Genomic DNA, 26,586 nt, shown 5'->3' with positions numbered 1-26,586 from the left:
ATTTGTTACAAGCAGGCGATTTCAAAATTTACAATGCATCAGCTGGTGCAGGTAAAACCTACACATTAGTTAAAGAATTTCTCTCGTTGTTATTAACCAACGAAAGCGATTATCATTTCGAACATATATTAGCCATCACGTTTACCAACAAAGCTGCTGGTGAAATGAAAGAGCGTATCATCGAAACATTGGAAGAAATTGCCAAAAGTTCGAATCCAAAAGAAGATTCTTATATTCTTGAACTTTCTTCTGAATTGAACATGAAGCCAGAAATTATCAAGGCGAAAGCGTATAATATTCTGATTGCCATTCTTCATAATTACTCCAAATTTTCAATTTCTACGATTGATAAATTTAATCTACGATTGATGAAATCTTTTGCACAAGATTTGGGTTTATCGATGAATTTTGATGTCGAAATGAATACAACAGAAATTATCAACGAATCGGTTGATTTACTCTATTCAAAAATTGGAGAAGACGAAAAATTAACGCAAACCATAATCAAAATTGCGTTGGATAATATGGACGAAAATAAATCATGGGATATCCGTAAAACCCTTTCTTCTGACACTTCTGATATTTCAAACGATCGTCATTTACAAGATTTAGAAAAGTTAAAAAATATTTCATTAGACGAATTTATTCGTTACCGAAAGGTTATTTTTGATGATATCAAAACGTTGAAAGATGGATTGATTACAATCGGAAATGAGTTTTTTGAGTTGCTGGCAAACAATGGAATTTCTGTAAACGAATTACCTGGAAAAAGTCGTGGTATTGCCGCTTTTTTCCAAAAATTAAAGAATTATGATGGTTTTGGATTGATTTTACCAACCGATGCCAACACAAAAGATGTTTTAGAAGGCGGTTATCTTTCGAAAGTAAAAGATGCAACTGCCGAATCTATTTTTCCACAGATTAAAGATTTGTTCGAAAAAGCTGCAAATATTAATGATCACTTACTTTTATTAACGTCTATTCAAAAAAACATTTCGTCAATTTCGTTGATTAATGAAGTCGAAAAATCGTTGGATTCGATCAAAAAAGATTCGAATGTTTTATTGATAAACGAATTCAATACCATCATCAGTAAAAATCTGCAACAACAACCTGCTAATTTTATTTACGAACGAATTGGCTCGCGCTACAATCACTATTTTATTGATGAATTTCAAGATACTTCAACTTTACAATGGAACAATCTAAATCCGTTGGTGGAAAATGCGCGTGCGCAATCTGACACGATTATGTTGGTTGGTGATGCAAAACAATCTATATACCGTTGGCGAGGAGGAAATCCAGCACAAATGATAGATTTAATTGATCGAAAAGAAGAAGAAAATATCAAGGTTGAAGAATTAGAAAAAAACTGGCGAAGCCACGAAAATATCATCCAATTTAACAATGAATTGTATTCGTTTATAGCGCCTAAACTTAATTTACCAAGTTTTCAGTATTTGTATGAAATCGGTAATAAACAATTCACCAATCATCAAAAAGATGGTTTTGTCAAAATAAATTTTATCGAACAAGAAGGTCGATCAAAAGACTTATTCAAAGAAAAAAACTTAGAATTGGTTCTGAAAACGATTGAAGATTGTCGTGCAAATGGTTTTTCTTTAAGTGATATTGCAATTTTGATTCGTAGTAATGCGCAAGGCGTTCTGTTGGCGAAATATTTGACTGAAAATAATTTGGTTGTCATTTCCAATGAAGCATTATTACTTAAAAATTCGTTTGAAATACAATTAATCGAATATTTGTTTAAAATAACATCAAATCCACAAGATGAACAATCTAAAATACGCTTTTTGATGGTTGCGTACGAATTAGAATTATTCAGAACAGATGATTTAACCATCACCGTTGAAAAAGCGTTGAAAGAAGGTTTGCCTAAATTTTTGAAATTAACCAAATCACTTGGAATTGATTTAGATTTTATTCAAGATCAAAACCTTTCGTTATATGATTTCACCGAAAAAGCTATTCGTACATTGCATTTACAAGAACGTTCACCTGCTTATATTTTGAGCTTTTTGGATGTTATTTTAGACTATTCATCAAAAAATGAATCAGATCTTAATTCGTTTCTCGAATTTTGGTCAACGATCAAAGATAAAGCAAGTATCAAAACGCCAAAAGGTGTCGATGCAATTCAAATTATGACGATTCACAAGTCTAAAGGTTTGGAATTTCCAGTTGTTATTTTACCATTTTTGGATTGGCAAAGTAAGAATTCTAAAATTTGGATTCCACTGCAAAAAGATGAAGATAATCCATTCGAAACGTTTTATGTTGGGATTAACAATGAATTAAAAACCATCAAAAACGAAGCGATAAAATCAAAAATTGACGAAGAAGAAAACTTGGTTCAATTGGATGAAATTAATACGCTTTATGTTGCAACAACACGTGCAAAAGAACAATTGTACATGATTGCGCAAAAGCCTAAAGAGTCTTCGAAATCAAAAAATATTGCCAACTATTTACACGAATTTGTTTTCAGCAAAGGCTTTTCTGAAGATGAAGTTATTTTGAAAGGTACACCAGAACGTATTTCAACACCAAAAGTTATTGAAAACTCTTCGGCAGAACTTAAAATTTATTCTTCGGATTGGAATACACGTTTGGTGATTAACACCAATTCAGAAAAAGCACAAGAAAAGTTAAAATTCACAGAATTTGGAAATACAATTCATACTATTTTATCACAAATTGTAACGCAAAATGATTTGCCAAAAATCATCGAAAGTGAAAAACAACGTGGTACTGTTTCTGCTGAAAATGTAGAACATCTGCAAAAAACCTTGCAAAATCTCTTACAAGACGCTAAATTAGTTCCCTATTTTGCTGAAGGTTTAACGGTTTTAAATGAACGCGATTTTATTGATGAAAATGGACAAATTTTCAGAGCCGATCGTGTTGTCATTGATGCTGAAAATAATTGTTCAATTATTGATTATAAAACTGGACAACCCGATTTAGATCATCATTTTCAAGTGAATAGATATGCTGAATTTTTCAACAATTTGGGGTATAAAATTCAAACAAAAATCTTGATTTATATTGATGATGAACAGCAAAAAATAAATGTTGTAGAGGTAGTTTGATGAATGAAAATGTAAAATTAAAATTAGCGAGTTTACCCGAAACGCCAGGTGTTTATCAATATTATAACAAAAAAGGAGATTTGTTATACATTGGTAAAGCGAAAAACCTGAAACGTCGTGTGAATTCGTATTTCAATAAACAACACGATTCGAAACGATTGCGTGTTTTGGTGAGTAATATTGATAACATCGAAACGATTAATGTTAATTCCGAATACGATGCGTTGTTATTGGAAAATAATCTGATCAAAGAACATCAACCTCGCTACAATATTCTGTTAAGAGATGACAAAACCTATCCATGGATTTGCATTAAAAACGAACGATTTCCACGTATTTTTTCGACACGAAATGTAATCAAAGATGGTTCTGAATATTTTGGTCCATATTCTAATGTCAAAACCATGAAAGTTTTATTAGGTTTGATCAAAGAATTGTATCAAATCAGAACATGTTCGTACGATTTGAGCGAAAAAAACATCGAAAACCATAAATTCAAAGTTTGTTTAGAATACCATATTGGCAATTGTCTTGGACCTTGCGAAAATTACCAAACCGAAGAAGATTATAATGAGCAAATTTCGGCGATTCGTAATATTATCAAAGGAGAATTTAACGAAGCAAAGCAATATTTAATCAATCAAATGACAAAATATGCATCGGATTTGAAATTTGAAAAAGCACAAATAATCAAAGAGAAAATCGAAGCTTTACAAAATTACCAAGCACGTTCAACAATTGTTTCACCTACCATTACCAATGTTGATGTTTTTTCGATTACATCGGATGAGGAATATGCGTATGTCAATTTCATGAAAATTTATCATGGTGCAATTATACAATCTCATACCGAAGAGTGGAAAAAGAAATTGGATGAGACGGATGAAGATTTATTGGAGCGCGCGATTATTGATTTCTCAGAACGATTTAATCTTACTTCGAAAGAAATTTATGTTCCATTCGAATTAAGTTTAGAAATTCCATTCCGAAAAATTACAGTTCCAAAAATTGGCGATAAAAAACACATTGTTGATTTATCGTTAAAAAACACGCGAATTTATCGTTTGGAACAGCTCAAACAAACCAAAATTATCGATCCAGACCGTCATACAAATCGCATTATGAATCAAATGAAGGTTGATTTGCGATTACCCGCAGAACCTCGTCATATAGAAGGTTTCGATAACTCTAATATTCAAGGAACAAATCCTGTATCGGCTTGTGTTGTCTTTAAAAATGGAAAGCCAAGCAAAAAAGATTACCGAATTTTCAATGTCAAAACAGTTGAAGGTCCAAATGATTTTGCAACAATGGAAGAAGTAATAGAACGTCGTTATACACGCGTTTTGGCTGAAGGTGAACCATTGCCTCAGCTAATCTTGATTGATGGAGGAAAAGGACAATTAAGTTCGGCTTTAAAATCGATTGACCGTTTAGGTTTACGTGGAAAAGTATCTGTCATTGGAATTGCAAAACGTTTGGAAGAAATTTATTATCCAGACGATCCTTATCCTTTGTACTTGGACAAAAATTCTGAAACCTTAAAAGTGCTGCAACATGTACGAGACGAATCGCACCGATTTGGGATTACTCGCCATCGAAATCGTCGCAGTAAAAATGCCTATAATTCAGTTTTAGAAGAAATAAATGGAATCGGTCCGCAAACAATTAAAGAATTATTAACAAAATTTAAATCGGTTGAACGAATAAAAAATGCATCTTTGTTAGAGTTAACCGATTGTATAGGGAAATCTAAAGCAAAAAAAATAAAAGATTATTTTTCAAATGATGAAAAATCTACTAATTGACAGAGATCTAACGTCTCTTTTAAACAATCCAAAGCTACAAGCCACTTTGGCTATTGTTCCAATCACTTTATTTATACTTGGCTTACTGAGTTATTTTGGAATTTTTTATTCGATGTTTAATACGCTCGATGCGCAACTTGGACATATGGGAAATTCGAAATCGCTTCTGAGTGCTTTATTAGGAAATCTTATCATTTTCATCTTTTTAGTTTTAATGAGTTTTTTTACTGGCGTAATTTCTTTTGTTTACTTCATTGTACATGCCTTAAAAAATCCAAATTTGATTAAAAGTGACGAACGTTTAGTTTGGATAACCGTGATTATTTTCGGGAATGGAATAGGTATTTTCATTTATTGGTTAACGCAAATCAAACGAAAAAAACCTCGACCAATTATCGATTTATACACGGATGATATTTAAAATATAAAAACAGCTTTACAATTTAGTGAAGCTGTTTTTTTTTACCTGATGTAATCTTATCTTTTATTTACAAATCAAAACATCATGAAAATAGTTGAATTATTAGCAACCGAATTTCAAAAATAATTTTGTAAAAAACTTCTCAACTACTGTAATTAACTTTAAAAAAGTAAGTCGACACAACCAATTGTGTTGTTTAAATATTTGCTTAATCTGCTTTATTTTTAGTGAAAATAAAAAAGGCTTCTTTTTACAGAAGCCTTACAATCATAATTAGTGTTAATTCATATTACCTATTTGTAATATTATTTACTCAAAACTATAACATAAATCATACTAATGCAAATCATGTATGATTTTTTTTAAATAAATGTTGACGTTTTTATTGTATTCACACTTTTTATCTAATATTTTTTGTTTTATCTAAATAAGACAAGGAATAAATTAGTAATTAACACATATTGTTTAAAAAAAAATAACAGTAATCGCGTTATCTTTTAAAAGATTCAGACACGATTACTGTTTTTTTAGATCAAAAATTGTTCTACTATTTTTTGTAAATCATCTTCAAACTTAACTCCATAATGCTTCCAAAGAAGTTTTCCTTGATGAAAAAGCATTAAAGTTGGTACGCCATTTACTTGATACATCGCATCAAACTGAATCGTACTTATTTTGTCTTTATCTACATCAATTTTTATTATCTCGACATGATCAGGAAGTTTTCCTTTTAAGTTTTCTAAAAATTGAAGTTGCAATTGACATGGTGCACACCAATCTGCATAAAAATCAATTAGATAAAAATTATTTCCTTGTATTCTGTCTAATAAATCCATTCAATATAATTTAATTTTGTACTTAAATCATGTTCCAAGGTCCGCCATTGATGGCATCAAAACCTTTATTCTTTAGTATAACTGCAGCTTGCCCACTTCTTGCTCCGCTTCTGCATACCGTTACTATCTTCTTGCTCGACAATTCGCCTATTCTGCTTTCTAATTCTTGTAATGGAATATTGACCGAATCTGCATGATGACCTGCCAAGAACTCCGCGTTTGTACGCACATCCAATAGCAATGCGCCTTCTTGTAGATAATTTTCTAAGTTTGAGTTTGATGTCAACATTTTAATAATTTTTTTGAAAAACATATTATTTGACTAATGGTTTTTTATTCAATTTCCAATCTGCCATTCCTGCACTATAATTTTCTACTTCAAAACCTTTTGATTCTAAAAAACTCTGTGCAATTGTTGCTCTATCACCTGCTTGACAATGTAAAACTACTTTTTTATTCGGATCCAATTCATGGTATCGTTTTGGTAAATAACCTACAAAAATATGTTTTGCTCCTTCTATAAAACCTTCTTTAAATTCGGCTTCACCTCTTACATCTAAAATTTGAACCTCATCATTCCCGATATAATTTTCCATCTCATCAGCATCAATAATAGTTGAAGAAGTCATTTCTTCTGTATTGCTCAATAATTCTGCTGGTGTAATATAACCGTACACATTATCTAAACCAATTCGCATTAGTTTTCGCGTCATGTCCTCTACCTCATTTTCTTCTACAACTAACACGATTGGTTCTTGATAATTTACCATCCAACCCATCCAAGTGTTGAATGTTTTATTGTTTTGAATATTGATTGTTCCTGGAACATGTATTTGTGAAAAATCTGTTTTGATTCTTGCATCAATTACTTTCATTCCAAAATCTTTTGCTTTCTCAAATTCAATATATGTCAACTTAGCCCATTTCGGAACTTCTATTAATAAAGGACGTTTTGTCTTGTTCAACTTTTTCATCATAGCAAAATAAGCTGGTGCCTCTGGTTGATCTGCTAATAGATAATCGATGAAACCTTTTTCATTTTGATCAAATTGTAATGCCCAGTTTCTTATTTTTTCGTATCCAACTGTTGAACTTGCTACAGCTCCCAATGCTTTTCCACAAGCTGATCCTGCACCATGAGCTGGCCAAACTTGAAGATAATCGGGTAAAGCTTGAAATTTTTTCAATGATTCGAACATCTGCTTTGCGCCAACCTCTTTCGTTCCAACCAAACCTGCCGCTTCTTCTAACAAATCTGGACGACCAATATCTCCGACAAACACAAAGTCTCCTGTAAAAATCATGACAGGTTCTTTTGTTGCAGGTGTATCAGTCAACAAGAAACTTATACTTTCTGGCGTATGTCCTGGCGTATGCATCACTTCGAAGATTAAATTTCCTACTTCTATTTTATCTCCATTTTTTAATCCAACATGGTCAAAATCGTATTGCCAATCTTTACCTCCTTCATCCGACAAATACATTTTAGCACCTGTCACATAAGCCAATTCCTGACTTCCTGAAAGATAATCTGCATGAATATGCGTTTCCGCAATGTGCGTAATTTTAAGATTATTTTCTTCGGCTATTTTTATATAAGTATCGATATCTCTTTTTGGATCAATTACAATCGCTTCTCCAGCAACTTGACATCCTACAATGTAGCTTGAATGTGCTAAAGACTTCTCAAAAATGTGTTGAAAAAACATATGTGTATATTTTTATGGTTTAACCTTTTTTCTTTTGTTGATACAAAGTTAAGTGACTAAAAAACAATGGACAGTAACCAATGTTACAGATGAATAAGAATGCTTATCTGTTGTTTAGAAAAATTTCAGAACCAATACCAAAGATAAAATCGAGATGAATATCCAAAGTAAAATTCCATAAGACAAAGTCTTGAAACCAGCTTGTTTGATTGATTGTAAATTAATTAACGAACCAATCATAAACAACGCTACTACCATTAATTGTTTCGAAAAGCCTTGTAAGATTTGATAAACTTTTTCGCCTTGTGGAAAATAAGTTGCAATTAGCATTGTTGCGACAAAACCTAAAATAAAGTAAGGAAATTTATAAGTAGAATTTTCTTTTTTATTAAAATAACCGATGAACAAAGCCAATGGAAAAATCCACAATGTACGGCTCAATTTTACAGTTGTCGCAATCTCTAATGCTTGCTCTCCGTACTGTTTTGCTGCTCCAACCACAGAACTTGTATCATGAATAGCAATCGCTGACCACAAACCAAATTGATATTGGGTTAAATGAAATAAATGTCCAATCGTAGGAAAAATAACCAGCGCTATTGCGTTCAACACAAAAACTACTGCCATTGCAATCGTAATTTGGTTCGCTTTTGGTTGTAAAACCGAAGAAATAGCCGCAATTGCGCTTCCTCCACAAATAGCAGTTCCCGAAGTAATCAGTAACGATGTATTCTTATTGATTTTTAATAATCGATAAAACACAAATCCTAATACAAAAACACTTATTATAGAAATAAAAGTGAGTATAAACCCATCTTTACTTACCGAAACTGCTTCGTGAAGATTCAAACCTAACCCTAAACCTATGATTGCTATATTTAATAACTTTTTGGAATATTTTTTTGAAAAATCACCAAATTCATTTTGAAAAATTAATCCATAACCAATTCCTAAAAGAAGCGCCACTGACGACTCTATAAACGGAAAAAATGTAAGTAGCAATAATCCAAAATAAATTATACGGGCAATCATTTGTTTTATGAAATACAAAAACAAAAGTAATTGACCGTATCAAAATAGATTGTAACATTTGTTACAAATAAGATTATTTTTAGAAAATTTTTCTAAATACAAAAGATATGTATTTAAAATTATCTATTCAATTTGTTTAAAAAACTGGATTTCTAGTAGATTGAGAATTCCAGATTTGTTCACGGTATTCTTTTGGTGTGATACCTGCGACTTTTTTGAACAATTGAGTGAAATGTGAAGCGGTCTGAAAATTAAGCTCAAAAGCTATTTCAGAAATTCTTTTACTTGAATGCAATAATGCTTTGCTATAATTAATATCCGTTTCGTTAATCCATTGTTTTGGTTTTTTTTGCGTAATATCTTTCACACATTTGTTGAGATAATTTTCTGTTACAAATAATTTATCTGCATAAAAAGTGACTTTCTTTTCTTCTATATGATGTTTAAAAAGTAAATCTTTAAACTGCAGAGAAAGCTCCATTGGACGCGTAGTTGTACTCGGAATCTTTTTGTAATCGATATTAAGTAACTTTAATAAAACAACATGTAACATCGCGATAATAATCTCGTTAATTTCAAGGCTATTCAAGAAAATTTCTTGTTCCATTAAAACCAATAATTGATGAATGGTTTGAAAAGTAACCGCATCGAGTGATAAATAAGGCGACATCAAGAAAATACTCGATTTATATTTTGGCAATTCTAATTCAGATAAAATATGATTTTCATACGCCAAAAAGAAACCTTCTATATCATCGGACATTTCTACTGTTGCAGTAATGGTTCCTTGTTTTATAAAAATTATTTCATTTTCGTTTACTTCATATTCTTTGTTCTCTAAATATTGTTTCATACTTCCTTTCGTGACAAACATGATAAAATTAAATGTTGTTCTATATGGAATAACGGGCATTAAAATATCTTTTAAATAATATTCTAATCGATATAACTGTATATCCTCATTATTTCCTAAAACTTGGGTACTTAGATGAGCTAGAAATAGTTCTTTGTATTGTGAGTTTGATATCATTTCCATCGCAATGCTTTTTAAAATGAAACTGTTTTTATTCTTCGAATTTTATGCCAAATTACATTATACTCCAAAAAATCGATCAGTATATTTTTTTATAAATAATGTGCACCAAGTTCCTACAACAAAAGGAAATGTAAGAACTCCTCCAAATGATGCGAAAATATTGATTTTAACAAATAGAACATCTATCAAAACGGTGATAAAAACACCCAATAAAACCCAAAAACCGTCTATTCGTTTGGTTCCAGCAAATACAATTGCCGTTAAAACAGCATTAAAACCAAATAATCCCATATGAATTTGCTCTACTGGTTCTCCAAATAAATTTGAAATTTCTGCACTAAAAATAGAAGCTGCCAAACCGTACAAAGCTGCTGCGGGCGAACCTATAAAAACGGCAATAAAAAAGATGATACCAGACATTGGACCACCTTGAAAGATTACTTCTCCGAAACCATTTGTTGATGTAAACAAATCGTTTGTTTCTAATAAAGTTTGAGTATTTCCTGCAGTTGCAGGTCCTATTGTTGTAAAATGGTGAATTCCGAAGATTAAACACCATGTTAATAGAATAAATGGTAAAGTAAAAACTGGAATATTTCTTTTGATAAAAAAATGTTGAATAATCGCTGCTAAAGCAGAAGCAACCACCAACAAAATCCAGATAAGAAAAGTAGAGTCGAACATAATTGTTAATGCCACACCAACTAAAGCAGCACTAAATCCATATAAACCTGCGTTGATTTCTTCTTTGTTATATTTTAGTAAGATTGCTGTAATTGTCCCAACTGCTGTCGAAACAATTGCGCCAATTCCTCCTTCTATACTTCCTAAGAAAATACCAATCAAAAACAATAAACCTGTACTACTGTTTTCTTGCAACATGATTTGTCCTAAACCTTTTAGAACTTGATCTATAAATGGAACTTTCGTTAAAATTTTGTCCATGATTTTTTATTTGTTTCTATAATTCCCAAAGTAAATCTTGGGCAACCAAGAAATAATTATACATTGCTTCTCCTCCTTGACTTAGAGCTCTTATGACGAAACCATTTCCGTCCAAAACAGAAATCCCAATTTCTACATTCGTATGTTTTTTTGCAATTTCTAATAATGTTTCTACCAACGCAACTTTATCCGTTTCTGATTTTGTACTAAAGAAAATAAAACTTCCTTGATGTGTATAATTCTCTAAAATACCAATACTACTAATCGGAATTAAATCGGGCTGAATTAAGACATTATCTTTGACTACTAATTTGTTTTGATGATAAATTTCAGTCAAATTCTGAAAACGTTTTAACTTAAAAACTTCTCCCGAATGTTTGCGTCCACAGGTAATAATCTCACTAATTATAATTTGACTATTCTTTCCAATTGTAATAGCAGCTCTACTTTTGAAATTAGAGTTTTCATGCGGAACAACTGGATGTGGCACATAGGCAAACGACGCATTGTTGTGGATATTAATCGTTAACTTTTGCGTTGCTTCATCATCCATGTTAAACAATCGTTGGTATGATTGCGATTGTAACTGTAGCGCAGCATTATCTTCTACATCAATATTCAGAATATATTCGTCGCCATTCAAAATTCCAGGCGAAGAAGTCATCGTCATTTGATACAATTTATTATCTAATTTTCGTTGCCCAACAGATACAACACGGAAGGGTTTACCAACGTACAAATTTTTGACGAACGATTTACCTTCCTTGTATCCTGCAACAATATCTAATCTACATTCCATCTTATCTCAAAAGATTTGGTTCTTCGATTTCTTCTAAAAGTGCATATTTTTTAATCCAACCAATCACGCTGTCCAAACCTTCTTCTGTTTTTAGATTTGTGAAAACGAAAGGTGCTCCATTTCTCATGCGTTTTGTATCGCTTTCCATTACTTCTAAACTTGCTCCTACGTGTGGCGCTAAATCTATTTTGTTGATGATTAATAAATCTGAACGTTGGATACCAGGTCCACCTTTTCTTGGAATTTTTTCACCTTCTGCCACATCAATAATAAAAATCGTCACATCAGCTAAATCTGGGCTATAAGTTGCAGCTAAATTATCTCCTCCACTTTCAATTAAAATTAATTCAATATCAGGAAAACGATCTGCTAATTCATCAACTGCTTCCAAATTCATACTTGCATCTTCACGAATCGCTGTATGAGGGCAACCTCCAGTCTCTACTCCAATAATTCTATCTTCTGGTAAAAGGCTATTTTTTGCCAGAAATTTGGCATCTTCTGAACAAAAAATATCGTTTGTGATCACTCCTAAATTGTAATCACTAAACATTTTTCGACTTAATTTTTCTAATAAAGCTGTTTTTCCAGAACCTACAGGTCCACAAACTCCAACTTTGATATATTTTCTATTTTCCATTTTGAATATTGTTTATAAAATTTATGACATGTATAAGCGAGAATATAAGCGTTCGTGTTGCATACATCTGATATCAAATGATGTGTTGCATAAACCTACATATTCTCTATCTAATTCTATTGTTTCTTTGGCTGTTTGAGAAATTGTTTCGTACAAATCGAACATCAAATCTTGTCCATCCAATTGTCCCAAAGGCACTAATTTCACTGCGTTTGTTACAATTCCAGAAGCCGAAGTGTAGTAAAAAGCAAACAATGCTTCGTAAAGTGGAATTTGTAATAAACTTGTATAAATTCCGAAAACAATCGCGTAATTAGAATAAGCGATGTTTTGTTTGATATTTCGCTCGTATTCCTCAACAAATTTTGATTCTACACGACGCTTGAAAATTTTGATTAAACGCAAGCCTAATTTCTGACTTGCTTGTCTGATTTCTTTTGGCGCTTTTAGAGCAGAACATTCTTCATCTAATTTCAAAATTTCATTCAAATCCGAATTTTGAGTTGCTTCGTAAGCTAATTTTACAAAAGCACCATCATTATATTTCAGATTATATTTCATCATATTTTCTACAAACTCTTGTGCCGTTTGCTTATTATTGACGATTCCATTCTGAATATAAGTTTCTAATCCATTCGAATGTGTATAAGCACCAATCGGTAAAGTAGGATCAGAAATATGTAATAAACTTGCTAAAAATTCTTGTTTCATTCTTTATCTTTTTACGATAATTTTATTTTCAGATTTTTTGTAGACATTGAACCTCCTACTTTGGTCTCGCGATGATGATCTACATTGGCATTCAATAGATGTAGGAGTTTTAAATCTTGAACTTTTGGATTGTAGCCAGATGATTCTAACCAGCGAAAAATGGTCAATTCGAAAGGCATAAGCAACAAATCATTTTCATTGTAAAGTGGTAAATGTTTGTTTCCTATTTCGTGGCAAAGTGCGCTCATTTCGAGAATAGATTGAGGAGAAAGCACAATCGTTTTGGTTTCTAAAACATTCACAACAATTGCCGTTTCGTCATCCATAAAAAGAATATCTCCATCGTGCAAACGTTGTTTATCTTTCAAAAATTTGATCGCGACATCCTTTCCACCTCTTGTTCTTTTGCGTTGAATTCTCTTGGTTGTTTCGTACCAATCTAAATCCAAATAATCAATTGATTGTAAAATTGATTGTTCTGCAACACTTCCTATTCTCTCATTAATAATCATCTTGCTTAATTTTTTCTTCTAAAATCGATATTTTTAGATACGCCCATTCCAAATGCAGAGCCATTAACTCCAGCAACAGATGTTTTTGTCCAACCTTCTTTTGATTTTGTTTCTAACAGCGAAAAATCTGCAAATCTAAATTTCAATCCCCAGTCGCCGCCTAAAACAATCCCAATCATAGGATAACCTCTCAATCGAAAACCATTAAAATTTTCCATAGATGCTGTTGTTTCAGACAATTGTTGTCCCCAAACATAATGCACATCAAAATGCGCAATTAGCGTAAAATATTTTCCAAGCGCCAAGGACGGACTATACCAAATCCCTGTTTCATTTTGTTTGCTTACAACTTGATGATTGATATTATCTTCTGTATATGCGTAGTTAACCCCAATCGCATCATTATTATTAAAGAAATATCCTATACCAATCGGAGCACTTGAGACGTTACTACTACGACCAGATGGCGACGTAACTTTAGAATAATCCAATGAACCATATAGTGAAAATTGTCCTTTTGGACCTTCATCATTGTCTTTCAATCTCATTCCTCCTAAGATTTGCCCGTTCATTTTCCCTGAAATCAATGACATTCCAATTACTGCAATTGAAAAAACTATTTGATTAAAATTTATCATTTATACTTAAAAACCTAATTTTATTATTTCATTAAAAAATTTGAAAAGGCTCAGCACGTTGTCTGAGCCTATTTTTAATGATTAGAATAAATAATACAATTGAGCTAAAGGAACAACTTCCGATGGTTCGCATGTAATATATTCTCCGTCAACATATACTTTATAATTTTCTGCATTCACTTCAATATTTGGTGTTTTATCGTTGTGAATCAAATCTTTTTTACCAATATTTCTACAGTTTTTAACAGGTAAGAAAACTCTGTTCAAATTATAACTGTCAATTGTTCCGTTATCAATAGAAGCCTGAGAAACGAATGTGATATTCGTTTTCTGAACTGCTTTACCGAAAGAACCAAACATATTTCTGTAAATAACTGGTTGTGGAGTTGGAATAGATCCGTTTGGATCTCCCATTTTACTACCTGCGATAAATCCTCCTTTCAAGATCATTTCTGGTTTAACACCAAACATGGCAGGTTTCCAGATTACTAAATCGGCAATTTTACCAACCTCAACAGATCCGATATAATCTGAGATTCCGTGTGCTATTGCAGGATTGATTGTATATTTTGCGATGTAACGTTTTGCACGGAAGTTATCATTGTCATGACCTTTATCTTCTGCAATTTCTCCACGTTGATCTTTCATTTTACTTGCCGTTTGCCAAGTTCTTGAAATCACCTCTCCTGGACGTCCCATTGCTTGAGAATCTGAACTCATGATACTGAAAACACCCATATCATGTAAAATATCTTCGGCAGCAATTGTTTCTGGACGAATACGAGAGTCAGCAAATGCTACATCTTCAGGAATATTTTTACTCAAATGGTGACAAACCATTAACATATCCAAGTGCTCATCAATTGTGTTAACTGAATAAGGACGAGTTGGATTTGTAGATGCTGGTAATACATTTGGATACATCGCAGATTTGATGATATCTGGCGCGTGACCTCCACCAGCTCCTTCTGTATGGAATGTATGAATAACACGACCATTGATCGCTTCCATTGTATCTTCTAAGAAACCTCCTTCGTTTAACGTATCCGTATGGATCGCAACTTGTACATCATATTTATCTGCAACTTTCAATGCTGCATCAATTGTAGATGGTGTTGCACCCCAGTCTTCGTGAATTTTCACTCCTAAAGCTCCAGCTTCTATTTGCTCTTCGATTGGCTCAACAGTTGCACAATTTCCTTTTCCGAAGAATCCAAAGTTCATTGGAAAAGACTCAGTCGCTTCCATCATTTTTTGAATATTGAATTTTCCTGGTGTAACCGTTGTTGCATTAGAACCATCATTAGGTCCTGTACCTCCACCAATCATTGTTGTAATACCACTGAATAAAGAAGTATTAATTTGTTGTGGAGAAATGTAGTGAATGTGTGTATCGATACCACCAGCTGTCACAATCATTCCAGCTCCATTGTGTACTTCAGTCGAAGCTCCGATAATCATTCCGTCGGTAATTCCGTCCATTGTATCTGGGTTACCAGCTTTACCAATACCAACGATTTTACCATCTTTGATACCGATATCTGCTTTTACAATTCCCCAGTGATCAATAATAATTGCACGAGTAATACAAAGGTCTAAAACACCTTCTGCACGCAATTTTGTAGAGTTTTGTCCCATACCATCACGTACAGTTTTTCCTCCTCCAAAAATTGATTCATCACCATAATGTCCAAAATCTTTTTCAATTTCGATGATAAGATTTGTATCTCCTAAACGTACTTTATCTCCCGTTGTAGGGCCTAAAATATTGGCGTATTGTTTTCTGTCTACTTCTAAACTCATTTTAAAGACTTTTAAAATTGTGAGATTTCATATTCTCTAATGCTTGTTGTTTTTGCTCGTCTGATTCTATAGAACCTTGAACCAAATTGCTGAATCCGTACATTTTTTTGTCACCAGCGATTTCTACTAATTCAACTTCTTTTTCTTCTCCTGGCTCAAAACGAATAGCTGTACTTGAAATAATGTTTAATCGTTTTCCGAAAGCAGCTTCACGATCAAAAAGCATCGCTTTATTTACTTCGAAAAAGTGGAAATGAGAACCAACTTGTATTGGTCGATCTCCTGTATTAATCACATTAATTTTTACCGTATCTCTACCTTCGTTACAAACAATTGTTCCTTCTTTTACAAAAATTTCTCCTGGTATCATTTTCTTTTATTTTTTTAGAATTAACGAATAGGATTATGAACCGTTACCAACTTTGTTCCGTCAGGAAAAGTCGCCTCCACTTGTACATCGTGTATCATTTCCGCAACTCCTGGCATTACATCGTCAGTTGTTAAGATGTTTGCACCTTCTTGCATCAATTCTGCAACTCGTTTCCCATCTCTTGCACCTTCCAAAATAAAGTGGCTGATAAGCGCAATAGATTCTGGATAATTTAATTTTACGCCTCTTGCTTTACGTTTCAACGCAAGCTCTCCAGCAGTATGTAACATTAGCTTTTCTAATTCGCGTGGTGTTAAATGCATTTTTTTATTTTTTAAAAAATTAGATATTTATTCTACACATTGATGTAAACAATTTGTGTATGAATATGTTGAATTTTGACAATAAGAATCCTTCATTGCTTTGTTAAAAACAATGAAATCTATTGTAGATTAATAAAAATTAATTATTTGTAATCAATTTGTAGCGAATGAAATAAGATGTATTTCGGTAAACTTTTTAAAGTCTTAACTTCAACTGTTTCCGATATTTTTTGATAAAAGGTTTGATGAAAATAAATAGCCAAAAAGCGAACAAACAAATCACAATCGAATGTAAAAATTTCTGATTCTGATTTATTTTCATCAACTGATAATAGATTGAAATTATTAAATTGAGTAGATAATTTTGTTCCACAATCTATTTGTTCTGTGTGTTCTCTATGCGACTCGACAAGACTTCTCGTTTGAGAAAACTTCGAGATACTTATTACAAACGTAATAAATAACATTAAAAATACTATAGAGAAAACCTTTTTCATTAATGATGTAAAATTAGACGTTTTACTTTGTTCGTTTCTTATTTAAAAAATCAGATAAATATTCAAAAACGTGACAATTTTATTCTTTTTGACTATTCTAAAACCTTTGATGAATAAAATTTAATCTTACTTTAAAATGATTAATATATTTAATTTCAATATTTTAATTATTTATTAAAATAAATCATTACCACCCGAAATCACTTATTTAATTTCTACGGAAGCTTCCAAACCAAATCAACTGCAACATAATGCACACCCGATTTAGCTTCTGAATAATTCCTAATCAAGTTGTTAACATAACCAATATCCATCGTCAACGGAGAATTCGGAATTTGGAACATATAATAAAGTCCCAAACGCGTTTCTTTGTACGCATATTTTGTCCAATGTTTTTCCACATCGTTCATATAACTCGTCGCAAACAAACCTTCGGCACTAAGCGCTAAAGATTGCTTATTCTTATCAGAAATTGGATACGTTAATTGCGATTTTACACGTGTTCTTAACTGAAAATTTTCGTCAACTTCATTAAAATCAGCATCAAAAAACTTTCTGAATTCTTGTCTAATTGTATTCTTCCATTTCAACTTTCCTAAATTCGCAGTATACGCATAACGCCCATAAACTCTAAACTCCTGCTCTATTCCTTCTTTGTGAAAAGGCGCTTCGGAGTCAAATTCATTTTGACGACGATAGCTTATCGCATAACTATATTGTTGATTTGGTTTGAATTTATTATAAATCTCATAATTCAAGACTAAAATTGCAGGTTTATCAACTGGATTATAATTATCTGGCGAACTTTTTCGTCCCATTCCAACATAAGCAACTGCATATTTATTTCCAATAGAATCTAACTTATGTTGCACACCAAAAGCAGCCCAATAAGCGGTTTTAGCTTTCCCTAAACCTGGAGGACTTAGTTGTCCAAAACTTGTTGTAAGCGTGAATAAAAAGGCAGTAACAATGCTTATTTTGCGTGTAATTGAAATCATTTTTATGTTTTGTTTGTTTTATTTTTTTTAGAATGAATAACTTAACGTAGCCATCATATTACTTGGAGATCCAGGGAAAACTCGAGTGTAATCAATTCCTCCTTGGAAATAATATTTATCGAAAATATTATTGAACTGAACTGAAATTTTTAATGGGTTCAAATCATAATAAATTGCAGCATTTACCACTGTGTAATCTGGCAAAAATCCCCACTCAGCATTACCTTGTGCATCTTTCCCAACAGAATTTTCCATACGTCGATCACTTACATAAGAAGCCCCAAGACCAAATCCTAAACCTTTGAACGTATCATGTAAAACCGAATATTTCAGCCATACATTCGCCATATTTTTCGGTGCGTTCGCCAAAGGCATTCCAACTTCCGAAGCAACAGAAGAAGCTTTAACCTCTGTATCTGTATAAGTATAATTGAAACTCATTTGTAAATTACGGTGCAATTGTCCTCGTAAATCCAATTCCAAACCTTTCGAAGAAACTTTACCCGATTGACGATAAACAGGGAAACCAGCATCGCTCAATTGTCCTGTTGGCATCATCATATCATTGCGTTGAATTTGATAAAGTGCTAAATCTATTTGTAATTTTTTCTTGAAAAATTCTGTTTTCAATCCTGTTTCTACTTGGAAACTTCTTTCTGATTTAAATGGCTTATCAGCACCATAATTTTTGTAATTCGCTACATAATCAGCCGCAATTGGCACATAACCTTGCGAATAATTAGCGAAATAATTTATTGTTGGCGTTACTTTATATGTCAAACCCACACGAGGCAACCATGTATCTTGAGTTGCTGAATAAGGCGTTTTTGGATCTGCGCTTTCTGATGTATAATGCTCGTAACGCAAACCAAATAACATTTCTAATCGATTAAACTTTACCTGATCTTGTACATAAACGCCTGTTGTTTTGTAAGAACTCAAAAATGGAAAAGACGCTTGTTTTAACCATTTGTAAGAAGATAAATCTTTCGATTCGTAAATTGGATGATTCAAATCAAATGTCAACGGAACAATTTCTCCATTTACCTCTTTGCTTCTCGCCTCTTTCTGCTGATTGTCCGCATCTGGCTTATATTGCGCATAATCAACACCAAAAATTATATTTTGTTTTACTTGTCCTTTTTGCAATTTATAATTCAAAAAAGCAACAGCATTATCTGTATAATCAGTCGCTTCTCGAGACAAAAAACGCATGTTTACAATTGTGTTGTAAGGCGCATCTGCAAAGCTATTCAACGTTCTGTGCTCGTTTAATTTTTCTTTATAAATTGATTTTGAATAATTAAGCGTTAATGATAAATTATCTAAAATATTTTGTGTCAATTTTGTACGAAACGAAAATGTTTCTGTTTTAAAAAAATCCGATGGTTGCGACAATGTAAAAGAACGATTGATTGCATATAAATCTGTTTGTTTCACACCCATTCCACGATCCAAATAGCCATCAAAATTATCGTACGTTAAATCCACATCGATTTGTGTTCCTTTTCTTGGTTTGAACGTAAAAGATGGTGCTACTGAAACTATTTTTTGATTGTTATTTTTTCTGAATGTTTTACTTGTTTGATAACCTGCATTCAATCGATAGAATAAATTATTACTCAATGGTCCACCAATATCCAAGGTTGTACGCAAGGTTTCAAAACTTCCTGATGAAAAACTGACAGCTCCTTTAAAATCTTCCAATGGTTTTTTAGTCACTAAATTAATTGTTCCTCCTGGTGCAATATCTCCAAATAAAGTTCCTCCCGAACCTTTCAAAACCTCGATTCTTTCTAAATTAATCGTCAAAGGCGAATTGAAATAACTTGTTCCATATCCAAAACCAGAACGCAAACCATTCACCAAACGCAAACTATTTCCATATCCACTGCTAAAACCTCTCAACGTATAATCGTCGTAAGATGAAGCTTGATTAACACCCGATAAATCATGCACCATATCCGAAACTTTGAACGCTTGTTTATCGTCCATCAATTGGCGATTCACAATACTAATTGTTTGTGGTAAATCTTTCAGATTTCCATTCAATTTTCCATCAAAAGTGATCGTATGTTGATAATATGAATTCTTTTTATCTGAGCTAATTAAAACTTCTCCTAATTGCGTCGATTCCTTTGATAAATAGATTTTAAGACCAGTTTGCTCATTCCAATTTTGTTTTGTAATTACAAAATTTGTTGAATTCAAACCATCAGCCAAAATCGAAATTGTCAATGGAAGTTGAACTTCTTTTTCGAATTTAAACTCTCCATTTTCAGCAGTTTCTACGTTGTACGTATCATTTTCTATTGAAATAATTGCATTCGAAATTGGTTGATCTTCTTGATTAAGAATTTTACCAAAAATCATTTTTGTTTCTTGCGCAGTTGCTGTTATACCAAGAAAAATGAAAAAACTAAAGGTGATAATTTTATACATGAAAGATGTTTTCATTTTGAGAAATATTATTTTTTAATTCGATTGTACTAATCTCTTTTTGCATATGATAAGTCGGAAAGCTTGATTCTTCACAAAACATCATCAAATCAAAACCTTGTTTTAACCAGAATTCATACGCTCCTGGCAAACTTGGGTGCGTGTGCAAATACAAACGATGAATATTTTTTTGATGCGCTTGTTTTTCCAATTCCTGAAACAATTGCGTTCCCAAACCAAATCGACGATAAGCTGGTTCGACAAACAAACGAGCAACCTCAACCGTTTTTTCTTTACCCACAGAAAGATGAGGAAAACGATAATCGAAAGGCATCATACCGATAACGCCAATAATTTTATTGTTTTCATCACGTGCCTGAAGAAAAATTCCAGCTTGACTTTCGATGTAATTTGACATAAAATTCAACAAGTCTTTTGGAACAATTGTCGGATCTAATGTTGGAAATAAATCGCGTCTAAACTCGATCACATAAGGCAATATTTCTTCGACCTGATGAGTTTCAACAGGTGTAATTTTTATATTTTTCATTCAATTTTTATTTTAATTGTGGTACAAACAATTGTTTTCCTTGATGAGTTAAATTCAATAAAGGCAATTGATACGTTTCTTGCAGAATATTTTTAATTTCTTCTTGATTATAATTTTCTAAATCAACCAATTGATGATTTTTCATCATATAAAATTGATCACCATACATAAATGCCAAATTAGGATCATGCATCACACAAAGCACTGTTTTTCCTTGCTTGACAAGTTCTTGTAAGGTTTCTAAAACCAAAACTTGGTAATGTAAATCCAAGTGATTCGTTGGTTCGTCTAACATCAAAACATCTGGATTTTGAACCAAAACACGACACAACAACACCAATTGTCTTTCTCCACCAGAAAGTGAAGTATAGGCTTTGTCTTTTAAATGCCATAAATTAAACTTCGTCAACATTTCTTCGACAATTTGATAATCTTCATTTTTAGGAGAAAATCTCGAAAAAGAAGCGCGACCAGTCATCACAACATCAAAAACTTTGAATGGAAAAGTCGTTTGATGAAACTGCGTCATAAAACCAACACGAAGCGAAGATGATCCAATTTTTATCTTTCTACGTTCTTCATTTCCAATGAAAACATTTCCGTCGTATTTCTTCTCCAAACCTGCAATGATGTTAAACAAAGTTGATTTTCCACTTCCGTTTTTTCCCATCACAACAGATAATTTTGCTTCAGAAAAATTGACATTTACATCATTTAGAATTTTATCTTTTCCATACGTAAACGATAAATTTTGTATGTTAACTATTGCTTTCATTAGTTCCAATTTGCTGCGTTTTTTCTCATCAGATAAATAAAAATTGGTGCACCAATCAACATTGTAAAAACACCAACCGGAATCTCAAAAGGCATTACCGTTCTCGAAAAATCATCGATTACTAAAAGAAGAGTTCCGCCAATACTAATATTTGCCCAAACCGTTTTTTCGTTATTTGGTCCAAAAAACATTCGACTAATATGTGGAACAATTAATCCAAATAAGCTAATCACACCAACTGCAGCAACACAAGCGGCTGTAATTAAGGTTGCAACTCCAATCAAAATTACTTTGAGAAGTCCTGGTTTTACACCAACTGCAAGTGCTTCTTCATCTCCCAAAGACAATAAATTGAGTTTCCAACGGAATAAAATAATAATGGTTAAACCAATTAAAATCGGATAAAAAGCAATTTCTACTTTTTCCCAAGAAGCTGTATGTAAATTTCCCATCGTCCATTGCACAATCATTTGCAATTTGTATGGATCGCTGATGTATTGTAAAAGTGTCAAAACAGCTGTAAAAACTCCAGAAATTATCATTCCTGATAAAACCATATTGATTAATGAACTTTTGACGTTTGTTTTTGAAATTAAATACGTTAATAAAACAGCACAAATTCCAAATACAAATGCTGAAATATTGATAGATAATACAGGAACAACCATTGCTAAAGCTGCGCCAACAGCAGAACCAGATGATATACCTAATGTAAATGGATCTACAATTGGGTTTCTGAAAATTGCCTGTAAAACATTACCAGATGATGCCAAAGCTGCACCAACAATAAACGTTAATACAATACGAGGTAAACGAACTTGCCATAAAATAGTTTCTATACTTGATTGAGGTAAATTAGTTGTTCCCGAAATTAACTTGCTCATTGCAGATGAACTGTAACGAATCAACTCCGAAATACCTACAAAATTCGTTGCGCCCATTGTCATAGAAAGAATGACAACCGTAAGTGGTAAAATCAAAAGTAGACCGTAAGATTTCAATTTAGATTGCATTTTTCTTGTATAAATCTGGTTTTTGGTACAATTGCATGATATCATTTTGTACCTCTTTATCTAATTGTTCCGTCGAATAAGCCGAAGGATAACACCAATTGCGAAGTTGTTTGGCAAATAATAAAAACTTAACTGTATGCGGATCGTAATAAAAAGCAGGATTCATCGCGAAAACTTGTTTTGATTTTACCGCTGGCAAAGCTGCTAATTCTTTTAGTTGATACACCTCATCAAGGCTCGAATTCCAAAGAACAATCAAATCTGGATTCCATTTATAGATCGATTCTGCACCAACATTTGGCGATTCCATTTCTAATGGACAAGCATTTTCTGCACCCGATAATTTGATTGCTAAATCTAACAAAGTTCCTTTTCCAGATGTCGAAAAAATACGTCCTTTAGACCACGCATAATAGACTTTTTTAGGTTTTTCATTTACAGGAGCTTTCAACTTTTTAGCCTCTGTTTTTACATAAGAAACCACTTCCTCTGCACGTTGTTTTTTTCCTAATAAAGTTCCCATTCCAAGCAATTCTTTGTAAATCTTATCTTGACTTAAACTTGAAACGGTAAAAACTGGAATATTTAATTCTTCTAATTGCTGAATTGTTTCGATATTTTGTTCATAAACAATCGCTAAATCAGGTTGCAAACCAACAATTGTTTCGATATTACTTGATCCACCTCCAAAAGTTGGCGTCGCAATTGTTTTATTTTTAATTCGCTCATCTAATTTTGCATAGAACTCAAATTTATCTTCATTCTGAAAAACTTGTTGCGGAATTCCAACCACTTTATCTTCGGCATGCAACATGTAAATTTCGTCCAAAGAAGGTTCAAAAAGTACAATCACTCGTTTTGCTTCTTGTGGTAACGAAACCATTTTTCCACGACTATCTTCCGCTTTTATTTCACCTTGTTGTTCGCTCTTTTTTGAAGAAGAAGAATGACAACTTTGAAAGAAAATAAAGAATGATAAAATAAGGGTTATACGATGAAGTATTTTACAATTCATGGTTTAATTTTTTACCAAATTTTTTAATAAAAATTCACTAATTAATTGTGCTTCGACAAGTTGTATTTTATCTTGATAGCGAGTCAAAAGTTGCTCGTACATACGACCATCATAAGGAAGCAAAAGTTGATTATCGTCGTCGTTTTTCCAATAAATAGGAAGGTGACGATTGCCAACGAAGTAACAAAAATCAGCGGCATCGGACTTCGACTTTGCAGAAAACTGAATACACAAACAAGGTTTTATGTAAACTAAAGCTACTAATTTGTTTTCATGAAATAATCGATCGCCGTTCTGCCACTCATTTTTAGTTTGTAATCGAATTTCTAATGTTAAACCAGCAGTTGTTTTTCGCGTAATTTTTTGTTTTCGAATCTCAAACCATTCAATCGTTAATTGATCCAAAATATTTTCTACTTGTTCAGTTTTTGACTGAATTTCATCTATAATTACCAACTGATTTTCCATTGTTTCGATCTATTATTTTTGTTGTGCAGCTTCTTTTTTCAACTGAACTTTCTCTTTCAACCATTGACACCATTCGTCAATTCCTTCTCCATTCAACGTACTGATTGTTTGCACTTCTAAGTTTGGATTAACCTCTCTTGCATCCTTTGTAACCGCCTCGATAGAAAAAGGAACATATGGTAATAAATCTGATTTAGAAACCAACATCAATTCACTTGTTAAGAACATACGTGGATATTTCTTTGGTTTGTCATCACCTTCAGTTGTAGCGATAAGTGTAACACGATAATCTTCACCTAGATCAAAAGCAGATGGACAAAGAAGATTTCCTACATTTTCGATAAATAATAAATCTGTTCCATCCAAATTAATATGATCCAAAGCTTGTAAAATCATTTGCGCTTCGATATGACACATTCCGCCTGTTACAATTTGTAAAGCATTGATTCCTACTTCGCGCATACGAACTGCATCACGCTCCGTTTCTGGATCACCAACTAAAACAGAAATATTCAATTCTTTACTCAAACGTTTTCCAATTTCTTGTAACAACGTTGTTTTTCCTGATCCTGGAGACGAACAAACATTGATGATACAAACATCTTTCAGACGTTCGCGAATTGCATTTGCAACATAATCGTTGGCTTTTAATAAATGTAAAGTTGTGTTGTCGCATTGAACAGATCCTACTCTATTCCCAAGACTTTTTGGATTTTGTGTATTTGTTGACATAATTGAAATATGTTTAATGATTATTTATTTTTAAAGATGACTTGCGAGATAAAAAGCTCATTTCCTTTGACAATTGTGCTGGATGGTGTTGAACAATCTTCGCAAACAAATTTGTGATAGTTGACTTTGAAATTTTTGTGACATTTTTCGCAATACGCTACAATTTCATTGACCAAAACCTCTAGCTCGATTTCATTATAATTTTGGTTATCAGCTATAAATGCATCAAATGCATTTTGAATTAAAACAGGTTGAACATTTGATAAAAGTCCAGCTGTAATTTGAACTTTTTCTATATCTTCTATCTTCGAATCATAGTGCTCGTTCAACGTATCAAATATGTCTTTGACAATACTTAATTCGTGCATAATTTTTAATTTTTGTGAATAGATTACCTCTTTCTAAACAAAATGAATGCTTAGAAAATAGTTATATATAAGGAAACTTCGTGTTTATCAGATAAATGGTAAACCGTAGATATAATGCCTCAAAAGGCAAATTTTATTAGTTGAAGTAGAAAATAAATCAGAAAAAACACGAACACAAATCTGCTGATTAAAATTAAATTTAACATCTGCGTTGATAAATTCATCAAAAGAAAAATCATTCGTTTTAGACTCTTCTATCATTGTGTTGAATATCACTTTCTCTGAATCGTGAAATTTTGAAGTTAGATTTTCGACATTTTTAGGTGCATGATTTTGATTTGTTTTGTTGACATTAACTAACAGAACAAATAAAAGAAGTACAGCTGCTATGTAACTAATCGCTTTCATTTCGAGTGTAAAGGTACTACAACATTCTACCTAAAGGATTATTCAAAATAGAGGATAAATGTTCAAAAACGTTACAAATCAATAAAAATTATGTCGTTTACAAAAACGAATTTAAAATTGTTTGTCGATACATTTTTATTGTTTTACAATAAAAATGTTTTGCAATTCAAAATATTTATATTTAATTTGAAAAATAAATAATTACTAAATATGGAAACTAAATCTAAATTTTATTTAAAATTAATTGGAGTATTACTAATTACTCTTCCTTTTATTGATTTCTTTTTTAACAATGGATTAAATGATTTCAAAAGAGGTTTTAATAAAGGTGAAGCCGAAGGAAATTATGAATATTTTAATATCATCCCAAAAAATAGTGATAATAATACTATTTCTATTCCAAGAATAGATGGGAACATTTTAACAAACGAAATTAGCTTAGAAGTATATACTGATAGAAGTTTAGACATTTACCCATTTTATATTTGGGTTTTATATTTACTTTTAGGCGTTGTAATAATTTTTTATTTATTTTCTACAATTCGATTAATCTAAGTTCAACAAATAAGTGCAACTCAAATTAAATCATTGGGGGCTAGCCCCCAATGATTAGCCAAGTGCTAAATT

Annotated in this window: 29 protein-coding genes; 4 read left to right on the top strand and 25 right to left on the bottom strand. The window is 32.2% G+C overall.

Annotation, left to right across the window (positions count from 1 at the left end; translation table 11 throughout):
- The first annotated feature begins 2 nt into the window (after positions 1–2).
- The 3 genes from HX088_RS10980 to HX088_RS10970 are packed head-to-tail and all read left to right on the top strand — an operon-like array spanning position 3 to position 5,342.
- Positions 3–3,113, top strand: a complete 3,111-nt coding sequence (locus HX088_RS10980) for a UvrD-helicase domain-containing protein (RefSeq protein ID WP_286484166.1) — start codon at positions 3–5, stop codon at positions 3,111–3,113.
- Positions 3,113–4,921, top strand: coding sequence for an excinuclease ABC subunit UvrC (gene uvrC, locus HX088_RS10975; protein WP_286484165.1), 1,809 nt, complete (start codon positions 3,113–3,115; stop codon positions 4,919–4,921). The genes HX088_RS10980 and uvrC overlap by 1 nt, the downstream gene beginning before the upstream one ends.
- The gene (locus tag HX088_RS10970) at positions 4,902–5,342 is read left to right on the top strand and encodes a hypothetical protein (RefSeq protein ID WP_225532452.1); all 441 of its coding nucleotides are present in this window, start codon (positions 4,902–4,904) and stop codon (positions 5,340–5,342) included. Before uvrC ends, HX088_RS10970 begins: the two co-directional genes overlap by 20 nt.
- Before the next feature lie 527 nt (positions 5,343–5,869).
- Here the strand turns inward: HX088_RS10970 and HX088_RS10965 are convergent.
- From HX088_RS10965 to HX088_RS10845, 25 genes are all read right to left on the bottom strand, one after another.
- Positions 5,870–6,178 (bottom strand): thioredoxin family protein, encoded by a 309-nt coding sequence (locus HX088_RS10965; RefSeq protein WP_225539055.1) that lies wholly within the window; start codon positions 6,176–6,178, stop codon positions 5,870–5,872.
- Between the two features lie 22 nt (positions 6,179–6,200).
- Positions 6,201–6,467, bottom strand: a complete 267-nt coding sequence (locus tag HX088_RS10960) for a rhodanese-like domain-containing protein (protein WP_286484164.1) — start codon at positions 6,465–6,467, stop codon at positions 6,201–6,203.
- A gap of 25 nt (positions 6,468–6,492) precedes the next feature.
- Positions 6,493–7,887, bottom strand: coding sequence for an MBL fold metallo-hydrolase (locus HX088_RS10955; protein ID WP_286484162.1), 1,395 nt, complete (start codon positions 7,885–7,887; stop codon positions 6,493–6,495).
- A 114-nt stretch (positions 7,888–8,001) separates the two neighbouring features.
- Positions 8,002–8,919: a YeiH family protein gene (locus HX088_RS10950; RefSeq protein ID WP_260544163.1), complete on the bottom strand. Its 918-nt coding sequence runs from the start codon at positions 8,917–8,919 to the stop codon at positions 8,002–8,004.
- A gap of 136 nt (positions 8,920–9,055) precedes the next feature.
- Complete coding sequence (locus HX088_RS10945; RefSeq protein ID WP_286484161.1) at positions 9,056–9,955, bottom strand: helix-turn-helix domain-containing protein; 900 nt, start codon at positions 9,953–9,955, stop codon at positions 9,056–9,058.
- A 57-nt stretch (positions 9,956–10,012) separates the two neighbouring features.
- Positions 10,013–10,900 carry an urea transporter gene (locus HX088_RS10940; RefSeq protein ID WP_286484160.1) on the bottom strand — a complete coding sequence of 296 codons (888 nt, stop codon included), beginning with the start codon at positions 10,898–10,900 and terminating at the stop codon, positions 10,013–10,015.
- Between the two features lie 16 nt (positions 10,901–10,916).
- Positions 10,917–11,699, bottom strand: a complete 783-nt coding sequence (locus HX088_RS10935) for an urease accessory protein UreD (protein WP_286484159.1) — start codon at positions 11,697–11,699, stop codon at positions 10,917–10,919.
- Position 11,700: 1 nt separating this feature from the next.
- Positions 11,701–12,339: an urease accessory protein UreG gene (gene ureG / locus HX088_RS10930; RefSeq protein WP_286484158.1), complete on the bottom strand. Its 639-nt coding sequence runs from the start codon at positions 12,337–12,339 to the stop codon at positions 11,701–11,703.
- Between the two features lie 21 nt (positions 12,340–12,360).
- A complete protein-coding gene (locus tag HX088_RS10925; RefSeq protein ID WP_286484157.1) occupies positions 12,361–13,050 on the bottom strand; it encodes an urease accessory protein UreF in 690 nt (229 codons plus the stop codon).
- An 11-nt stretch (positions 13,051–13,061) separates the two neighbouring features.
- Entirely contained in the window at positions 13,062–13,562 is a 501-nt protein-coding gene (locus HX088_RS10920; RefSeq protein WP_286484156.1) for an urease accessory protein UreE, read from the bottom strand.
- A 5-nt stretch (positions 13,563–13,567) separates the two neighbouring features.
- Complete coding sequence (locus HX088_RS10915) at positions 13,568–14,200, bottom strand: hypothetical protein (RefSeq protein WP_286484155.1); 633 nt, start codon at positions 14,198–14,200, stop codon at positions 13,568–13,570.
- A gap of 81 nt (positions 14,201–14,281) precedes the next feature.
- Positions 14,282–16,003, bottom strand: a complete 1,722-nt coding sequence (ureC, locus tag HX088_RS10910; RefSeq protein WP_286484154.1) for an urease subunit alpha — start codon at positions 16,001–16,003, stop codon at positions 14,282–14,284.
- A gap of 1 nt (position 16,004) precedes the next feature.
- The gene (gene ureB, locus HX088_RS10905; protein ID WP_038336652.1) at positions 16,005–16,373 is read right to left on the bottom strand and encodes an urease subunit beta; all 369 of its coding nucleotides are present in this window, start codon (positions 16,371–16,373) and stop codon (positions 16,005–16,007) included.
- A 20-nt stretch (positions 16,374–16,393) separates the two neighbouring features.
- A complete protein-coding gene (ureA, locus tag HX088_RS10900; RefSeq protein ID WP_038336653.1) occupies positions 16,394–16,696 on the bottom strand; it encodes an urease subunit gamma in 303 nt (100 codons plus the stop codon).
- 143 nt (positions 16,697–16,839) lie between these two features.
- Entirely contained in the window at positions 16,840–17,193 is a 354-nt protein-coding gene (locus tag HX088_RS10895) for a hypothetical protein (RefSeq protein ID WP_286484153.1), read from the bottom strand.
- A gap of 215 nt (positions 17,194–17,408) precedes the next feature.
- A complete protein-coding gene (locus tag HX088_RS10890; protein ID WP_286484152.1) occupies positions 17,409–18,191 on the bottom strand; it encodes a DUF2490 domain-containing protein in 783 nt (260 codons plus the stop codon).
- 27 nt (positions 18,192–18,218) lie between these two features.
- Positions 18,219–20,648 carry a TonB-dependent receptor gene (locus tag HX088_RS10885; protein WP_286484151.1) on the bottom strand — a complete coding sequence of 810 codons (2,430 nt, stop codon included), beginning with the start codon at positions 20,646–20,648 and terminating at the stop codon, positions 18,219–18,221.
- Positions 20,626–21,180, bottom strand: a complete 555-nt coding sequence (locus tag HX088_RS10880) for a GNAT family N-acetyltransferase (RefSeq protein WP_286484150.1) — start codon at positions 21,178–21,180, stop codon at positions 20,626–20,628. The genes HX088_RS10885 and HX088_RS10880 overlap by 23 nt, the downstream gene beginning before the upstream one ends.
- Positions 21,181–21,187: 7 nt before the next feature.
- The gene (locus tag HX088_RS10875) at positions 21,188–21,955 is read right to left on the bottom strand and encodes an ABC transporter ATP-binding protein (protein ID WP_286484149.1); all 768 of its coding nucleotides are present in this window, start codon (positions 21,953–21,955) and stop codon (positions 21,188–21,190) included.
- Positions 21,955–22,968, bottom strand: a complete 1,014-nt coding sequence (locus HX088_RS10870) for a FecCD family ABC transporter permease (protein ID WP_286484148.1) — start codon at positions 22,966–22,968, stop codon at positions 21,955–21,957. Before HX088_RS10870 ends, HX088_RS10875 begins: the two co-directional genes overlap by 1 nt.
- Complete coding sequence (locus tag HX088_RS10865; protein ID WP_286484147.1) at positions 22,958–23,983, bottom strand: ABC transporter substrate-binding protein; 1,026 nt, start codon at positions 23,981–23,983, stop codon at positions 22,958–22,960. Before HX088_RS10865 ends, HX088_RS10870 begins: the two co-directional genes overlap by 11 nt.
- 3 nt (positions 23,984–23,986) lie before the next feature.
- Positions 23,987–24,451 carry an urease accessory protein UreE gene (locus HX088_RS10860; RefSeq protein ID WP_286484146.1) on the bottom strand — a complete coding sequence of 155 codons (465 nt, stop codon included), beginning with the start codon at positions 24,449–24,451 and terminating at the stop codon, positions 23,987–23,989.
- 12 nt (positions 24,452–24,463) lie between these two features.
- Positions 24,464–25,183: a hydrogenase nickel incorporation protein HypB gene (gene hypB, locus HX088_RS10855; protein ID WP_280035932.1), complete on the bottom strand. Its 720-nt coding sequence runs from the start codon at positions 25,181–25,183 to the stop codon at positions 24,464–24,466.
- A 20-nt stretch (positions 25,184–25,203) separates the two neighbouring features.
- Entirely contained in the window at positions 25,204–25,551 is a 348-nt protein-coding gene (locus HX088_RS10850; RefSeq protein ID WP_280035935.1) for a hydrogenase maturation nickel metallochaperone HypA/HybF, read from the bottom strand.
- Positions 25,552–25,638: 87 nt separating this feature from the next.
- On the bottom strand, positions 25,639–25,959 hold the full coding sequence (locus tag HX088_RS10845) for a hypothetical protein (RefSeq protein WP_280035938.1): 321 nt from the start codon (positions 25,957–25,959) through the stop codon (positions 25,639–25,641).
- Positions 25,960–26,169: 210 nt separating this feature from the next.
- Here HX088_RS10845 and HX088_RS10840 point away from each other — a divergent pair, with 210 nt between their 5' ends.
- Positions 26,170–26,514, top strand: a complete 345-nt coding sequence (locus HX088_RS10840) for a hypothetical protein (protein WP_286484145.1) — start codon at positions 26,170–26,172, stop codon at positions 26,512–26,514.
- Positions 26,515–26,586: the final 72 nt, after the last annotated feature.

This window comes from Empedobacter sp. 225-1, assembly GCF_030328185.1.
Taxonomy (GTDB): Bacteria; Bacteroidota; Bacteroidia; order Flavobacteriales; family Weeksellaceae; genus Empedobacter; species Empedobacter stercoris.
Note: the sequence above shows the minus strand (reverse complement) of the source record. Positions and strands in the feature narration are given on the sequence as shown.

Excerpts from the sequence above, each read along its gene's own strand:
- HX088_RS10950 (WP_260544163.1), bottom strand. The coding sequence starts at position 8,919 with ATGATTGCCCGTATAATTTATTTTGGATTATTGCTACTTACATTTTTT.
- ureB (WP_038336652.1), bottom strand. The coding sequence starts at position 16,373 with ATGATACCAGGAGAAATTTTTGTAAAAGAAGGAACAATTGTTTGTAAC.
- hypB (WP_280035932.1), bottom strand. The coding sequence starts at position 25,183 with ATGTCAACAAATACACAAAATCCAAAAAGTCTTGGGAATAGAGTAGGA.
- HX088_RS10860 (WP_286484146.1), bottom strand. The coding sequence starts at position 24,451 with ATGGAAAATCAGTTGGTAATTATAGATGAAATTCAGTCAAAAACTGAA.
- HX088_RS10945 (WP_286484161.1), bottom strand. The coding sequence starts at position 9,955 with ATGGAAATGATATCAAACTCACAATACAAAGAACTATTTCTAGCTCAT.
- HX088_RS10925 (WP_286484157.1), bottom strand. The coding sequence starts at position 13,050 with ATGAAACAAGAATTTTTAGCAAGTTTATTACATATTTCTGATCCTACT.
- HX088_RS10850 (WP_280035935.1), bottom strand. The coding sequence starts at position 25,551 with ATGCACGAATTAAGTATTGTCAAAGACATATTTGATACGTTGAACGAG.
- HX088_RS10840 (WP_286484145.1), top strand. The coding sequence starts at position 26,170 with ATGGAAACTAAATCTAAATTTTATTTAAAATTAATTGGAGTATTACTA.
- ureG (WP_286484158.1), bottom strand. The coding sequence starts at position 12,339 with ATGGAAAATAGAAAATATATCAAAGTTGGAGTTTGTGGACCTGTAGGT.
- HX088_RS10890 (WP_286484152.1), bottom strand. The coding sequence starts at position 18,191 with ATGATTTCAATTACACGCAAAATAAGCATTGTTACTGCCTTTTTATTC.
- ureC (WP_286484154.1), bottom strand. The coding sequence starts at position 16,003 with ATGAGTTTAGAAGTAGACAGAAAACAATACGCCAATATTTTAGGCCCT.
- HX088_RS10885 (WP_286484151.1), bottom strand. The coding sequence starts at position 20,648 with ATGAAAACATCTTTCATGTATAAAATTATCACCTTTAGTTTTTTCATT.
- uvrC (WP_286484165.1), top strand. The coding sequence starts at position 3,113 with ATGAATGAAAATGTAAAATTAAAATTAGCGAGTTTACCCGAAACGCCA.
- HX088_RS10870 (WP_286484148.1), bottom strand. The coding sequence starts at position 22,968 with ATGCAATCTAAATTGAAATCTTACGGTCTACTTTTGATTTTACCACTT.
- HX088_RS10865 (WP_286484147.1), bottom strand. The coding sequence starts at position 23,983 with ATGAATTGTAAAATACTTCATCGTATAACCCTTATTTTATCATTCTTT.
- HX088_RS10970 (WP_225532452.1), top strand. The coding sequence starts at position 4,902 with ATGAAAAATCTACTAATTGACAGAGATCTAACGTCTCTTTTAAACAAT.
- HX088_RS10940 (WP_286484160.1), bottom strand. The coding sequence starts at position 10,900 with ATGGACAAAATTTTAACGAAAGTTCCATTTATAGATCAAGTTCTAAAA.
- HX088_RS10880 (WP_286484150.1), bottom strand. The coding sequence starts at position 21,180 with ATGAAAAATATAAAAATTACACCTGTTGAAACTCATCAGGTCGAAGAA.
- HX088_RS10875 (WP_286484149.1), bottom strand. The coding sequence starts at position 21,955 with ATGAAAGCAATAGTTAACATACAAAATTTATCGTTTACGTATGGAAAA.
- HX088_RS10895 (WP_286484153.1), bottom strand. The coding sequence starts at position 17,193 with ATGAAAAAGGTTTTCTCTATAGTATTTTTAATGTTATTTATTACGTTT.
- HX088_RS10845 (WP_280035938.1), bottom strand. The coding sequence starts at position 25,959 with ATGAAAGCGATTAGTTACATAGCAGCTGTACTTCTTTTATTTGTTCTG.
- HX088_RS10915 (WP_286484155.1), bottom strand. The coding sequence starts at position 14,200 with ATGATAAATTTTAATCAAATAGTTTTTTCAATTGCAGTAATTGGAATG.
- HX088_RS10955 (WP_286484162.1), bottom strand. The coding sequence starts at position 7,887 with ATGTTTTTTCAACACATTTTTGAGAAGTCTTTAGCACATTCAAGCTAC.
- HX088_RS10935 (WP_286484159.1), bottom strand. The coding sequence starts at position 11,699 with ATGGAATGTAGATTAGATATTGTTGCAGGATACAAGGAAGGTAAATCG.
- HX088_RS10965 (WP_225539055.1), bottom strand. The coding sequence starts at position 6,178 with ATGGATTTATTAGACAGAATACAAGGAAATAATTTTTATCTAATTGAT.
- ureA (WP_038336653.1), bottom strand. The coding sequence starts at position 16,696 with ATGCATTTAACACCACGCGAATTAGAAAAGCTAATGTTACATACTGCT.
- HX088_RS10960 (WP_286484164.1), bottom strand. The coding sequence starts at position 6,467 with ATGTTGACATCAAACTCAAACTTAGAAAATTATCTACAAGAAGGCGCA.
- HX088_RS10920 (WP_286484156.1), bottom strand. The coding sequence starts at position 13,562 with ATGATTATTAATGAGAGAATAGGAAGTGTTGCAGAACAATCAATTTTA.